The organism is Spirillospora sp. CA-294931 (assembly GCF_050946795.1).
Taxonomy (GTDB): domain Bacteria; phylum Actinomycetota; class Actinomycetes; order Streptosporangiales; family Streptosporangiaceae; genus Spirillospora.
This window is the reverse complement of sequence record NZ_CP192006.1, coordinates 4,795,552-4,808,804: the sequence shown is the minus strand read 5'-3', so window position 1 is coordinate 4,808,804 and position 13,253 is coordinate 4,795,552. Positions and strand designations below refer to the sequence as shown.

Sequence of the window (13,253 nt, the reverse complement as noted above, 5' to 3'; positions counted from 1 at the left end):
TCAGTCTCTGGTGGCGCGCAATAGACGGAACGCCTCACGGTGGGGCTGTTGTTCCCGAACGCCCGGATCGAAGGGTGTCAGGCGGCTCACGTCCGGAGCAACCTTACTGTGTAAAGGGCGCGGGCTTTATGCATCCAGAGGCGGGACGTCCCCGTACCGGGCCACGACGCGGCGCCGCAGCTCGGGGTCGTCGCGGGGGACGGGCTCCAGGAAGACCTCGTCGATCTCCTCGTGCGCCGCGCGCAGCTCCTCGGCCATGCGGACGCAGGCGCGCTCGACGTCCCCGGCGGTCAGCTCGTCGCGCAGGTCGAGCCGGGCGCAGGTCAGGACCTTGCCGGTGCCGACGGTGAGGGTGACGATGTCGACGACCGTCTCGACTTCGGGGGCGGCGCCCAGCCGGGCCCGGACGTCGCGGACCAGCCGCGGGTCGGCCTGGTGGCCGATCAGCAGGTTGAGGTTGATCCGGCCGAGGACCAGGGCGACGACGGTGAGCAGGACGCCGATGAGGACCGACCCCACGCCGTCCCACACGGCCGATCCGGTGGCCTGGTGCAGGCCCATCCCGGCGAAGGCCAGCAGGAGGCCGATCAGGGCGGCCGAGTCCTCCAGCATGACGCTGATCGAGGTGGGTTCGTCGGTGCGCCGGATGTAGGCGAGCAGGGGCAGGCCCTTCTCGCGGGCGTCGGAGGCCACCTGCCGGACGGCCTGCTGCCAGGAGATCGCCTCCAGGACGAACGAGACCCCGAGCACGATGTAGCCGACGGTGGGGTCGGCCTCCTCGCCGTGGTGGCCGGTCAGGGTCTGGAAGCCCTGGTAGAAGGCGAACAGCGCGCCCATCCCGAAGATCGCCACGGCGACCAGCAGCGTCCAGATGTAGCGTTCCAGCCCGTAGCCGAGGGGGTGCCTGCGGTCGGCGGGACGGTCGCTGCGGCGCAGCCCGATCAGCAGCAGCACCTCGTTGAAGGTGTCGGCGATCGAGTGTGCGGCCTCGGCGGCCATCGACGCCGATCCGGTGATCACGGCCGCGACGATCTTGGCGATGGCGATCCCGAGGTTGGCGCCGAACGCCAGCAGGACCGTCAGCGCGCTCTCTCCCTGCTGATCAGCCATGAGTATCCCTTGCCATCCCAGAACCCCCGGCAAACGCCCAGGTCGCGGGTCAGGCGGGGGAGCGGCGCAGGCGCTCGCGGTCGGGTTTGCCGGAGGGGAGCAGCGGGATCGCCTCGACGATCTCCAGTTCGCGGGGGGCGGCGTGGGCGGGCATGGTGCCGCGGATCCAGGCGCGCAGCTCGTCCAGGGCCGGGGGAGTGGTCTGTGCGGGGACGACGACGGCGGTGACCCGCTGGCCCCATTCGGGGTCGTCGCGTCCGACCACGACCACGTCGCCGACCTTGGGGTGCAGGGACAGGGCGGCGGCGACCTCGCCGGCCACGACCTTCTCGCCGCCGGTGTTGATGACGTCGTCGGCGCGTCCCAGCACGCGCAGGCGGCCGCCGGTCAGCTCGCCGAGGTCCTGGGTGACGAACCAGTCGCCGTCGCGGGCGGCCTCGGTGCGGGCGGGGTCGAGGCGGTAGCCGGTGAACAGCGATGGGCCGGCCAGGCGGATCAGCCCGTCCTCGCCGATCTTGACGCGCATGCCGTCGAGCGGGACGCCGTCGTAGACGCAGCCGCCGCAGGTCTCGCTCATGCCGTAGGAGGGGTGGACGGTCAGCCCGCGCCGCGCGGCCTCGGCCAGCAGGGCGGGGGAGGCGGCGGCGCCGCCGAGGACGATCGCGCCGAGCCCGGTCAGGTCGGCGCCGGTGGCCAGCAGGCGGCGCAGCTGGGTGGGGACCATCGCGACGTGGGCGGCGCGGGTGTGGGCCAGGGCGTCGACGTCGAAGCGGGGCTGGATGATCGGGTCGGTGCCGGCGACCAGCGAGCGGACCAGGACCTGGACGCCGGAGATGTGGCTGGTGGGCACGCAGCACAGCCAGCGGTCGCCGGGCGCGGCCTGGATGCGGGCCAGGGTGCCCTGGGCCGAGTGGCGCAGGGCGGCGGCGGACAGCTCGACGAACTTGGGGCGGCCGGTGGTGCCGGAGGTGGCGATCAGGACGGCGGTGGCGTCGTCGACGGGGACGCCCGCGGTGGGGGTGAGGCCGTCCTCGGTCTCGACGGCGTGCGGGGCCAGGGCGTCCAGCAGGTCGCGCAGGGCCGGGGCGGGCAGGTCGGGGGACAGCGGGCAGATCGCGGGGCCGGTGCCGTCGAGCGCGGCGGCGAGCGCCTGGAACAGGCGCTGACCTGGCGGGAGGACGACGGCGTGCAGGCGGCGGTTCATGGCGTGGCCAGCGTATAGGACCCCGCTGAACGCGTTCGAATCCGCGGGGCGGTTGAATGGGGGCGCCGACAGGAAGAGGGACCATGGTTTCTGAGCTGTTCGACCCGGGCGCGTGGAAAGAGGTCGAGGGTTTCGGGTTCACCGAGATCACCTACCACCGTGCCGTCGACCAGGGGACGGTGCGGATCGCGTTCGACCGGCCGGAGGTGCGCAACGCGTTCCGTCCGCACACGGTGGACGAGCTGTACCGGGCGCTGGACCACGCGCGGATGTCGAGCGATGTCGGGTGCGTGCTGCTGACGGGCAACGGGCCGTCCCCCCGGGACGGCGGGTGGGCGTTCTGCTCGGGCGGCGACCAGCGGATCCGGGGCAAGGACGGCTACAAGTACGCCGAGGGTGAGACGGCGGCGTCGATCGACCCGGCGCGGGCGGGGCGGCTGCACATCCTGGAGGTGCAGCGGCTGATCCGGTTCATGGGCAAGGTCGTGATCTGCGTGGTGCCGGGCTGGGCGGCCGGGGGCGGGCACAGCCTGCACGTGGTGGCCGACCTGACGCTGGCCAGCCGGGAGCACGCGCGGTTCAAGCAGACCGACGCGGACGTGGCCAGCTTCGACGGCGGGTTCGGGTCGGCGTATCTGGCGCGGCAGGTGGGGCAGAAGTTCGCGCGGGAGATCTTCTTCCTGGGGGAGACCTACGACGCCGAGGCCGCGTACCGGATGGGGATGGTGAACGCGGTCGTCCCGCACGCGGAGCTGGAGCGCACGGCGCTGGAGTGGGCCGCCAAGATCAACGGCAAGAGCCCCACGGCGCAGCGGATGCTGAAGTTCGCCTTCAACGCGGTCGACGACGGCCTGGTGGGCCAGCAGGTGTTCGCCGGGGAGGCGACCCGCCTGGCCTACGCCACCGACGAGGCGGCCGAGGGCCGGGACTCCTTCCTGGAGAAGCGCGATCCCGACTGGTCGCGTTTCCCCTGGTACTACTGACCGGCGCGGCATCAAACCGCCCCGGTCCGGTACGTTCTCAGGCGTACCACTAATTGTTCGGCGTGAGCGGCAGGGGGTCTGAGGGTGAGGGTGTACGCCATCCCGATGCGGACGCGGTTTCGCGGGATCGCGCAGCGGGAGGGTGTGCTCATCCAGGGCCCGGCGGGGTGGGGGGAGTTCTCCCCTTTCGCCGAGTACGGGGCGGTCGAGAGCGCGCGGTGGCTGGCGGCGGCGCGGGAGGCCGCCCATGACGGGTGGCCCGAGCCGCTGCGCGACCGCGTCCCGGTCAATGTGACGATCCCGGCGGTCGACGCCGACCGGGCGCACGCGATGACGGCGGCGTCGGGGTGCGGCACGGCGAAGGTGAAGGTCGCCGAGCGGGGCCAGGACGAGGCCGACGATCTGGAGCGGGTCGAGGCGGTGCGCGACGCGATCGGTCCCGGGGGCCGGGTGCGCGTCGATGTGAACGGCGGCTGGGACGTCGGCACGGCGGTGCGGATGATCCGCGCGCTGGACCGGTTCGACCTGGAGTACGTGGAGCAGCCGTGCGCGACGCTGGAGGAGCTGGCGCGGGTGCGGTTGCGGGTGGACGTCCCCGTCGCGGCCGACGAGTCGATCCGCCGTGCCGAGGACCCGTTGAAGGTGCGGGCGGCGGGCGCGGCCGACATCGCGGTGCTGAAGGCGCAGCCGCTGGGCGGGGTGCGCAGCGCGTTGAAGGTCGCCGAGGCGTGCGGGCTGCCGGTGGTGGTGTCGAGCGCGGTGGAGACCTCGGTCGGGCTGGCGGCGGGGCTGGCGCTGGCGGCGGCGCTGCCGGAACTGCCGTTCGCGTGCGGGCTGGCGACGCTGTCGCTGCTGGAGGGCGATGTGGTGGCCGACCCGCTGGTGCCGCGCGGCGGTGAGATCGAGGTGCGCCGGCCCGCGGTGGACGAGGCGGCGCTGCGGCGCTATGAGATCGGCGCGGCGGGCTGGGCGGGGCGCGTGCGGGACGCCGCGGCCCATCTGGAAGGCGAGGCACGATGAATCCGGCCACCGCGCTGGCGACCGTCCTGGTGGACGAGCTGCTGCGCTGCGGCGCGACCGACGTGGTGCTGGCGCCGGGGTCGCGGTCGGCGCCGCTGGCGCTGGCGCTGCACGGGGCGACGCAGGCGGGGCGGCTGCGGCTGCACGTGCGGATCGACGAGCGGTCGGCGTCGTTCCTGGCGCTGGGGCTGGCCAAGCGGTCGGCGCGTCCGGTGGCGCTGGTGTGCACGTCGGGGACGGCGGCGGCCAACTTCCATCCGGCGGTGATCGAGGCGCACCAGTCGGGGGTGCCGCTGCTGGTGCTGACGGCCGACCGTCCTCCCGAGCTGCGCGACACGGGCGCGAACCAGACGATCGACCAGGTGAAGCTGTACGGGACGGCGGTCCGGTGGAGCTGCGAGGTCGGTGTGCCGGAGAACCGTCCGGGGATGGTGGCGTACTGGCGGTCGCTGGTGAGCCGGGCGTGGGGGCTGGCGCAGGCTCCCGAGCCGGGTCCGGTGCATCTGAACGTGGCGTTCCGTGAGCCGCTGGTCCCCGATGGCGACGAGTCGTGGTGCGAGCCGCTGGACGGTGACGCGACGGGCGCGTGGACCAAGGTGCGGGCGGCCACGCCGGGGTCGGTGCTGCACGTGCCGCCGACGCGGCGGGGCGTGCTGGTGGTCGGCGACGGGGCGTCCAACGTCAAGCGGTACGTGGCGGCGGCGTCGATGGCGGGCTGGCCGGTGCTGGCCGAGCCGAACGGCAACGCCCGCTACGGCGACCACGCGCTGTCCTCGCATCACTTCCTGCTGGGGGTGCCGGAGTTCGTGGAGCGGCACCGTCCCGAGGTGGTGGTGACGCTGGGCAAGCCGGGGCTGTCGCGTCCGCTGCTGTCGCTGCTGCGGCGGGCCGAGGAGCACATCGTGCTGTCGCCGGCGCTGGCGAACTGGCCCGACCCGGTGCGGTCGGCGACGCAGGTGGCGCAGGACGTGGAGATCCCGGTGGTGTCGGGTGACGACGCGTGGCTGAAGTCGTGGCGGTCGGCCGATCTGGCGGCCGCGGCGGCGGTCGACGCGGTGCTGGACGCCGTCCCGGAGGTGAGCGAGCCGAGGCTGGCGCGCGACCTGGTGTCGGCGCTGCCGGGCGGTTCGCTGCTGTTCACGGCGGCGAGCATGCCGATCCGCGACCTTGACCAGGTGATGCGTCCCCGGCGCGGTATCCGGATCATGGCCAGCCGCGGCGCGAGCGGCATCGACGGGCTGGTGTCGACGGCGATGGGGGCGGCGCTGGCGCACAGCGGCCGCTCGTACGCGCTGCTGGGTGATCTGGCGTTCCTGCACGACCAGAACGGGCTGATTCTGGGGCCGGAGGACCGGCGTCCCGACCTGGCGATCGTGGTGGTGAACAACCAGGGCGGGGGGATCTTCTCGCTGCTGCCCCAGGCGGCGCTGCCGGGTCCGTTCGAGCGGGTCTTCGGCACGCCGCACCAGGTCGATCTGGAGCATGTGGCGGCGGCGCACGGCGTCCCGTACCGGCGGCTGGAGGCGGCGGCCGACCTGCCGAAGGTGATCGCGGGGGAGGGGCTGCGGATTGTGGAGGCCCGCACCGACCGCGAGGCCAACGCGGCGCTGCACGCGGAGATGCGCAAGGCGGCCCACGAGGCCGTCCGCGCGTTCCTGTCCCGTTGAGGGGCGCGACGTCGGCTAGGTGGTGACGGCGCCGGTGACGGTGGTGCCCTCGCCGGGGGCCGTGCGCAGGGTGAGTGTTCCGCCGAGGGCTTCGAGGCGGTCCTTGATGTTCTGCAGTCCGGTGCCGGGGCCGGTCGAGGCCGGGTCGAAGCCCGGCCCGGAGTCGGCCACCGAGAACTCCAGTCCGCCCGGGTCGAGGGTCAGCGTCAGGTGCAGGGCGCCGTCGTCGGCGTGCTTGACGGCGTTCTGCAGGGCCTCGCGGACGCAGAAGTACACCGCCGTCTCGATCTCCGGGTCGCAGCGCAGATCGGGTGGATCGACCTGGAAGCGGGTCCGCACCCGGCGGGGCAGGGACGCGGCGTGGGCGCGCAGGGCGTGGACGAGCCCGTGGTCGGTGAGGATCGCGGGGAACACGCCTCGGGCCAGGTCGCGCATCGTGGCCAGGGCGGTCTCGATGTCGGTGCCCAGCTCGTCCAGGAGGACGTGGGCGCGGGGGTCGGCGGTGTCGAGCAGGGCGCGGGCCAGCCGGAGCTTGAGGGCGAGCGCGACGAGGTTCTGCTGGGCGCCGTCGTGGATGTCGCGTTCGAGCCGGCGCCGCTCGGTGTCCTGCGCCAGGACGATCCGCTGCCGCGAGGCCCGCAGCTCGGCGGTGAGCATCACGTCGCGCAGGGCGACGGCGGCCTGCGCGGCCAGGTCGCGGACGAGTCCGGCGTCGCGTTCGTCGAGTGCCTCGCCGGGGGACTTGGTGAGCGTGATCGCCCCGAGGAGCTCGCCGCGGTTGCGGATCGGGGCGGTCAGGTCGGCGCCGGGGAGGTCGGGCAGGGTCGCGGCGTCCGGCATCGGGGTCGTGAGGGGTGTCGCGCCGGGCGGTCCGTCCTCGCCGTGGACGGCCAGGCGGCGCAGTTCGGCGCCGACCCGCACCCACACCTCGGTGCGGCGGGCGCCGGTGGCCTCGGCCAGCAGCCGGGTGAGCGCGGGCAGGAACTCGTGCATCTCGTAGGCGGCGGTGAGCCGTTCCGACAGCCGTGACAGCGCCTCGTAGGGGGTGGCGCGGACGCCGTAGACGAGCCGGTCGGCCAGGCGCCGCGCCCGGTCGCGGACGCTGCTGAAGCCCAGGGCGGCGACGGCGGTGGCCAGCAGGGGCGGCAGGAGGTCGGTGCCGTCGCCGACCCCGTCGCCGGTTCCGGCCAGCGCGCCGATCCCGACGACGACGGCCAGGTAGACCAGCGTGACGAAGCCCGCCAGGACCGCGTACACGACGGTCTTGCGGATGACGACGTCGATGTCGTACAGCCGGTATTTGAAGATCGCGAAGCCGATCGCGAACGGGATGCCGATCGCCAGGGCGACCAGCCAGGACGTCACGGGATCGGGCTTGTTCTCCGGGTCGCCGAGGAACTGCGCGGCGACGGCCGCGGCGGCGATGGCGACGCTGAACCCGAACCACTGGAGCTGGCGTCGCTCGTCTCCCCGTGCGCGGCGGTACCGGCCGCGGCAGGCGGCGGCGGACGCGACGAACAGCGCGAGGAACCCCGCGCCGGGCACGCCCAGCAGCAGCGGGTCGGCGGGGGTGTCGAACTCGGGAGAGAAGGAGGGCGGCCGGAAGCCCGCGGCGACAATCGCGGTCGCGGCGGCGCAGACGGCCAGGTCGGCCGCCGCCAGCCACGCCACCGGCCGCCAGCGGGGCGAGGGCAGCCGCCCGTCGGGGAACAGCAGGAGCAGGAACGTTCCCGCCAGGCCGGGCGCGAACGTCCAGATCCACAATCCGGTCCAGCCCGCGAGCTCGCCGCCGGGCAGCGCGCCCGGCCGGGTCTCCAGGGTGTAGCGGGCGTAGAGGGGGAGCCCGACGGTCAAGATCACCGAGAGGCCGATGGCGCTCAGCAGCCAGCCCATCGGATTGCCGGGGCGCCGCAGCGCGACGAGCGTCCCGACGCCCGCGAACGCGACCGCCATGACCGCCGCGCCGAACGGCATCGCGACCTCGCGCGCGGGCAGCCGGGTGAGGACCGCCAGCAGGGCGGTGGCGCACGCGAGCACGACCGTGCTCAGCCACCCGGCGTGGGCCAGGACGCGCGGCCATCGGGGGAAGGCGGGCGGGCGAGGGGTCAACGTGCCTCGTCCAGGAAGGTGAGCACGGCCATGACGCGGCGGCTGATGGTGCTCTCCTCGGCGAGGCCGAGTTTGGCGAACACCGCGTTGATGTGTTTCTCGACGGCGCGGACGGTCACGTGCAGATCGGCGGCGATGCGATTGTTGCTCTTTCCCTGCGCCATCTCGGCGAGTACTTCCCGCTCCCGCGGGGAAAGCCGGTCAAGCGGCGAAGAGGAATGGCCTTCCAGAAGCACTTCGACCACTTTCGGATCGAGTACCGAGCCGCCGCGCGCGACGCTTTCCAGCGCCAGGGCCAATTCGCCGAGATGGGTGACGCGTTCTTTGAGCAGGTAGCCGGTGCCGCCCGCGCCGCCGGCCATCAGGTCGCGGGCGTAGGCGGGCTCGGCGTGCTGGGACAGCACCAGGACGCCGGTGCCCGGCTGCTCGGCCCGGATGCGGCGGGCGGCCTGGACTCCCTCGTCGCGGTGGTCGGGCGGCATGCGGATGTCGGTCAGGACGACGTCCGGGCGGTGCTGGGCGGCCAGGGCGATCAACTCGGGCAGGTCGGCCGCGACGGCGACGACGTCGAGCCCGTCGACCTGTTCGAGCAGGGCGGCGACGCCCGCGCGGACGAGATAGTCGTCGTCGGCCAGCACGATCCGGAGTTTCATGGCTCCCGATCGTACAGGTGGTGCACGCACCACCTCGGTTTGTGATGCCCACCTGGTCGCGCGGGGTCCGGCGGTTTTTCTAGCGTTATGGCCATGAGCAATTTCAACCGCTGGATTCCGCGGCTCATCCTCGCGGTGACCGCCGTGCATTTCGGTTATGGATTCCTTGTCGAGAGCTCGCTGGGCGGCATCGCCTCCGACGGGTTCGTCAACGCCGTCGGCGACGACGCCGAACGGGAGGGCTGGATGTGGTTCATGCTCGCCGGTGCCGGGCTCGCCGCGATCGGGTTCCAGGCCCGCCGCGCGGTGCTCGACCACGGGCGCGTTCCGCTCGGCACGGGGTTCTGGATGCTGGGGATCGGCGTGCCCCTGGCCGTCCTGCAACCGGCCTCGGGGTCGTGGCTGCTGATCGCGCTCGGCGTCGCCGCGCTGGTGGCGGCGCGCGGCGGCCCGGCCGGCGGCTCGTCCGCGGCGCCGGGACGGCGTTCGGCGGAGGTGCCGCGATGAGGGGGCCCTGGCCCAGGGCGTCGGGAGCGGTCGCGGCGGCGGCTTTGGCGACGACCGGGGCGCTGCACGCGGTCTGGGTCTTCTCGGCGTGGCCGTTCTCCTCGGAGTCCGAGGGCGGCCTGTATCTGGTGGGCGATCCCGAGGTGTGGGCGCCGCCGCTGCCGACCGCCGCCGTGGCGGGGGCGCTGTTCGCGGGGGCGTATCTGGCGCTGGCGGCGTCCCGGCTGGTGCCCCGGCCGGGTCCTGGGTGGATCTACCGCCTGGGCAACAGCGGGCTGATCGCCGTCATGGTGGCGCGCGGCGCGGGCGGCTGGGTCTTCAACGCGGGGGCGGCCCAGGAGTTCGTGACCTGGAACACGCGCCTGTACTCGCCGCTGTGCCTGGCGATCGCCCTGCTGGTGACCCTGGCCTGGCTCGGCGACCGCGACCGCGACCGTGTCCGCGACCACTCCCAGGAGGCACTCCGATGACGGACCGACTGCGCGACCACCGGCCGCCGGTGGCGACCTCGCCGCGCCCCCACCGCGAGATCACCTGGGCCGGGCGCATCCTGGCGGTCGTCGGCGGGGGACACCTCACCCTCGGACTGCTGTTCAGCGCGCCCCATCTCGGTGACTGGCTGACGCTGGGCCTGTGGGGGAGCTGGTGGGAGGACACCGACTCGGCCAGCGCCTTCTGGGGGAACCCGGCGGGTTTCGGCCTGCCGCTGCTGCTCGTCGGCCTGCTGGTGGGGTGGATGGACCGGCGCGGCATCGTCCCGCCGGTCTTCCTGGCCTGGACGGTGCTCGGGTGGGGCGGCGCGGTCGCCTACATCGTCGAGCCGACCCCGGGGCCGCTGGTGGTGATCGCCGCCCTCATGCTGCTGCGCGGCATCAGGAACGTCCGACCCACATGAAACTTACAACGTAAAGGCCGTGGGCGGAGAGCAGCTGCTCTCCGCCCACAAACAAGAAAACTTGCCGCGATGCGGGAGGGCTCAGTCCAGGAGGCGGGCTTGGAGGGCGGTGGTGTCCTCGGGGGTCCAGCCGTTGGCGGCGAGCCAGTCGAGGGCGCCGCCGTGCTGCTCGTCCAGGCGGGTCAGGAACTTCTCCATGATGTCCGCGCGGGGGAGGTGGCTGTCGGCGGGGCGCGAGTCGATGTCCTCGGCGTAGGTGGTGCTGGAGCGCAGGCGTCCCAGGATGGCCTCGAGGCGGTCGCCGGTCTGGGCGTAGTCGGTGACGACGGCCTCGCGGGTGACGCCCGCGACCTCCAGGGCCAGGGCGCAGACGACGCCGGTGCGGTCCTTGCCCGCGGCGCAGTGGACCAGGGCCGAGCCGTCGGTGCGGGCCATGACGCGCAGGGCGGCGACGATGGAGTCGGCGCGGTCGCGCATGTAGCCGAGGTAGTGGTGGATGCTGCGATCGTTCTCGGCGCCCATGTCGGGGCGGTTCTGCCAGGGCAGGACGCGGTCGATGTCGACCTTGGGGGTGTCGGCGGCGACGTCGGTGTGGCGGCCGCCTTCGGGGAACAGCGACAGGTGGTGGATGGTGACCGAGGGGACACGGGTGAGGGGGCCGGGGCCTTCGAGGTCGACTTCGGCGCCGCTGCGCAGGTCGATGACGTTCTTGAGGGAGTAGTCGTCGAGCAGGGTGCGGATGTCGGTGACGGTGAGGTCCTGGAGGTTGTCGGCGCGCAGGGCCCGGCCGCGCCGGGTGGTGCGGCCGTCGGCCGTGGGGAGGCCGCCGAGGTCGCGGACGTTGACCGCACCGTCCAGGGTGATCCACCGAGTGTGCGCGTTCATGGCTTATGACCTTATCTGCCGTTGTGGGGGGTTCTTGGCGGTGGGGTGGGTGGGTGGGGTGGTGCTGGCACTACGTCCGGAGTGGTCCTGGCCCCCCTGTAGTGTCCGCAGGTCACGGGCATTGTTGGGGGTGCCGGCGTCCGCCGGCCGGGCGATGTCGCCGCTCGGGCATGAGACCTGCGGGCCAGGGCCGAGTTGGCTCTGGGGTGTGGCGACATCCGATCTTGGGTTCCGTAGGTTGCGGGACAGGCAGACCCCCTGAATTGGAGGCTCGATGACGGTCACCCTGCAAGATCCGCCGGAACGTGGCACGGCGAGTGATTTCGGCCCGCTGGCGCGCGAGGTGCGGGACAGCGGGCTGCTCGATCGCCGGATCGGCTACTACGTGCGGGCTGGGGGGCTGAACGTCGTCGGGATCGTCGCGGTGTGGTGCGCCGTGGCGTGGGCGTCGGCCTCGTGGTGGGTGGTGCTGCTGGGAGTTCCGCTGGCGGCGCTGTCGGCGCGGACGGGGTTCCTGGGACATGACGCGGGGCATCGGCAGATCGCGTCGTCGCATCGGGTGAACCGGCTGCTGGGGATGGTGCTGGGCCCGGTGATGGGGGGCCTGAGTTACGGGTGGTGGAACGACAAGCACAACCGTCATCACGCCAATCCGAACCATGTCGGGAAGGATCCGGACGTGGGGGAGGGCGTGCTGTCGTGGACGGTGGAGCAGGCGGCGCGCAAGCAGGGGGTGCTGCGGTGGCTGTCGCGGCATCAGGCGCGGTTGTTCTTCCCGCTGCTGTTGCTGGAGGGCCTGAATCTGAAGGCCAACAGCCTGATGGATCTGAAGAACCGGTCGCCGCGTGATCGGTGGCTGGAGGGGACGCTGCTGGTGACGCATCACGCGGCGTATCTGGCGCTGGTGTTCACGCTGGTGTCGCCGGGCAAGGCCGTGGTGCTGATCGCGATCCACCAGGGGTTGTTCGGGGTGCATCTGGGGTCGGCGTTCGCGCCGAATCACAAGGGGATGGCGATGCCGGCCGAGGACGAGCGGCTGGACCATCTGCGGCGTCAGGTGCTGACGTCGCGGAACGTGCGTGGTGGGCCGGTGACGGACTGGCTGCTGGGCGGGTTGAACTACCAGATCGAGCATCATCTGTTCCCGAGTGTGCCGCGGCCGAGTCTGCGGAAATTGCAGCCGCTGGTGAAGGCGCATTGTGCGCGGGTGGGGCTGCCGTATGCGGAGACGGGTCTGGTGGACTCGTATCGGCAGGCGTTGCGGCACATGCACGAGGTGGGTGCGGACCTGCGTTCGTGAGGGGGTGGCCGCGCCTATGCTGGCGTGGTCATGCCTGAGGGACACACGATTCATCGTCTGGCCGCCGAGCATCTTCGGGTGTTCGGCGGTCGTGGCGTGCGGGCGGAGAGTCCGCAGGGGCGGTTCGAGGCGGGGGCGCGCCGGTTGGACGGGCGGGTGCTGGTGGACGCGGAGGCGTTCGGGAAGCATCTGGTGGTGCGTTTTGAGGGGGAGTTGCTCCTTCACGTCCATTTGGGGATTTACGGGAAGTACGTGTTCGGTGGGGTGCCGGTGCCGTCTCCGGTGGGGGCGGTGCGGTTGCGGTTGGCGGGGGAGTCGGGGTTCGCGGATCTGCGCGGTCCGAACGCGTGCGAGCTGCTGGAGCCGGGTGAGCTGAAGGTGTTGCGTGATCGGCTGGGTCCCGATCCGTTGCGTGCGGACGCGGATCCGGATGAGGCGTGGCGGCGGATCGGGCGGAGCCGGTCGATGATCGCGACGTTGCTGATGGATCAGTCGGTGGTGGCGGGTCCGGGGAACATCTACCGGGCCGAGGTGCTGTTCCGGCAGGGGGTCGATCCGCGGACGCCGGGGCGTGAGCTGGGTGTGGAGCGGTGGTCGGCGATCTGGGACGATCTGGGGCCGTTGATGGCCGAGGGTGTGCGGTCGGGGCGGATCGACACGGTGCGTCCGGAGCACACGCCGGAGGCGATGGGGCGTCCGCCGCGGGTGGACGATCATGGTGGTGAGGTGTACGTGTACCGGCGTGCGGGGTTGCCGTGCCTGGTGTGCTCGGTGGAGGTGCGCGCGGAGGTGGTGGCGGCGCGGAACCTGTTCTGGTGCCCGCGCTGCCAGGGGTGAGGGTCAGCCGACGAATTCGCGGTCGCCGTGTGGTGGCCGTGGATTCTCCGTCGCTTGATGTGGGGTCGTCGGTGAGCGGTGTT

Annotated in this window: 13 protein-coding genes; 8 read left to right on the top strand and 5 right to left on the bottom strand. The window is 72.6% G+C overall.

The window, feature by feature from the left end:
* Positions 1–126: 126 nt before the first annotated feature.
* Positions 127–1,110 carry a cation diffusion facilitator family transporter gene (locus ACQPY4_RS21700; RefSeq protein ID WP_433323360.1) on the bottom strand — a complete coding sequence of 328 codons (984 nt, stop codon included), beginning with the start codon at positions 1,108–1,110 and terminating at the stop codon, positions 127–129.
* A 49-nt stretch (positions 1,111–1,159) separates the two neighbouring features.
* Positions 1,160–2,314, bottom strand: coding sequence for an AMP-binding protein (locus ACQPY4_RS21695; protein WP_433323358.1), 1,155 nt, complete (start codon positions 2,312–2,314; stop codon positions 1,160–1,162).
* Between the two features lie 83 nt (positions 2,315–2,397).
* Between ACQPY4_RS21695 and ACQPY4_RS21690 the strand changes: the two genes are divergently transcribed.
* From ACQPY4_RS21690 to menD, 3 genes are all read left to right on the top strand, one after another.
* Complete coding sequence (locus tag ACQPY4_RS21690; RefSeq protein ID WP_433323356.1) at positions 2,398–3,297, top strand: 1,4-dihydroxy-2-naphthoyl-CoA synthase; 900 nt, start codon at positions 2,398–2,400, stop codon at positions 3,295–3,297.
* A 105-nt stretch (positions 3,298–3,402) separates the two neighbouring features.
* Positions 3,403–4,317 (top strand): o-succinylbenzoate synthase, encoded by a 915-nt coding sequence (locus ACQPY4_RS21685; protein WP_433323354.1) that lies wholly within the window; start codon positions 3,403–3,405, stop codon positions 4,315–4,317.
* Positions 4,314–5,984: a 2-succinyl-5-enolpyruvyl-6-hydroxy-3-cyclohexene-1-carboxylic-acid synthase gene (gene menD / locus ACQPY4_RS21680; protein WP_433323352.1), complete on the top strand. Its 1,671-nt coding sequence runs from the start codon at positions 4,314–4,316 to the stop codon at positions 5,982–5,984. The genes ACQPY4_RS21685 and menD overlap by 4 nt, the downstream gene beginning before the upstream one ends.
* 15 nt (positions 5,985–5,999) lie before the next feature.
* On the opposite strand, the gene ACQPY4_RS21675 is transcribed toward menD, so the two are convergent.
* Both ACQPY4_RS21675 and ACQPY4_RS21670 read right to left on the bottom strand, forming a co-directional pair.
* A complete protein-coding gene (locus ACQPY4_RS21675) occupies positions 6,000–8,093 on the bottom strand; it encodes an ATP-binding protein (RefSeq protein WP_433323350.1) in 2,094 nt (697 codons plus the stop codon).
* Positions 8,090–8,746 (bottom strand): response regulator transcription factor, encoded by a 657-nt coding sequence (locus ACQPY4_RS21670; RefSeq protein WP_433323348.1) that lies wholly within the window; start codon positions 8,744–8,746, stop codon positions 8,090–8,092. Before ACQPY4_RS21670 ends, ACQPY4_RS21675 begins: the two co-directional genes overlap by 4 nt.
* 93 nt (positions 8,747–8,839) lie before the next feature.
* On the opposite strand from ACQPY4_RS21670, the gene ACQPY4_RS21665 reads away from it, so the two are divergent.
* Genes ACQPY4_RS21665 through ACQPY4_RS21655 form a run of 3 tightly spaced genes read left to right on the top strand, consistent with a single transcriptional unit; the run spans position 8,840 to position 10,148 of the window.
* The gene (locus ACQPY4_RS21665) at positions 8,840–9,253 is read left to right on the top strand and encodes a DUF6463 family protein (protein ID WP_433323346.1); all 414 of its coding nucleotides are present in this window, start codon (positions 8,840–8,842) and stop codon (positions 9,251–9,253) included.
* Positions 9,250–9,723 carry a DUF3995 domain-containing protein gene (locus ACQPY4_RS21660; protein ID WP_433323344.1) on the top strand — a complete coding sequence of 158 codons (474 nt, stop codon included), beginning with the start codon at positions 9,250–9,252 and terminating at the stop codon, positions 9,721–9,723. The genes ACQPY4_RS21665 and ACQPY4_RS21660 overlap by 4 nt, the downstream gene beginning before the upstream one ends.
* Positions 9,720–10,148 (top strand): DUF6463 family protein, encoded by a 429-nt coding sequence (locus ACQPY4_RS21655; RefSeq protein ID WP_433323342.1) that lies wholly within the window; start codon positions 9,720–9,722, stop codon positions 10,146–10,148. Before ACQPY4_RS21660 ends, ACQPY4_RS21655 begins: the two co-directional genes overlap by 4 nt.
* 81 nt (positions 10,149–10,229) lie before the next feature.
* Here ACQPY4_RS21655 and ACQPY4_RS21650 read toward each other — a convergent pair whose 3' ends face one another.
* Complete coding sequence (locus tag ACQPY4_RS21650; protein ID WP_433323340.1) at positions 10,230–11,033, bottom strand: tyrosine-protein phosphatase; 804 nt, start codon at positions 11,031–11,033, stop codon at positions 10,230–10,232.
* Between the two features lie 274 nt (positions 11,034–11,307).
* Here ACQPY4_RS21650 and ACQPY4_RS21645 point away from each other — a divergent pair, with 274 nt between their 5' ends.
* Together ACQPY4_RS21645 and ACQPY4_RS21640 are read left to right on the top strand one after the other, a co-directional pair.
* Positions 11,308–12,333, top strand: coding sequence for a fatty acid desaturase family protein (locus ACQPY4_RS21645; RefSeq protein WP_433323338.1), 1,026 nt, complete (start codon positions 11,308–11,310; stop codon positions 12,331–12,333).
* Positions 12,334–12,363: 30 nt separating this feature from the next.
* Positions 12,364–13,170, top strand: a complete 807-nt coding sequence (locus tag ACQPY4_RS21640; protein ID WP_433323336.1) for an Fpg/Nei family DNA glycosylase — start codon at positions 12,364–12,366, stop codon at positions 13,168–13,170.
* Positions 13,171–13,253 lie beyond the last annotated feature (83 nt).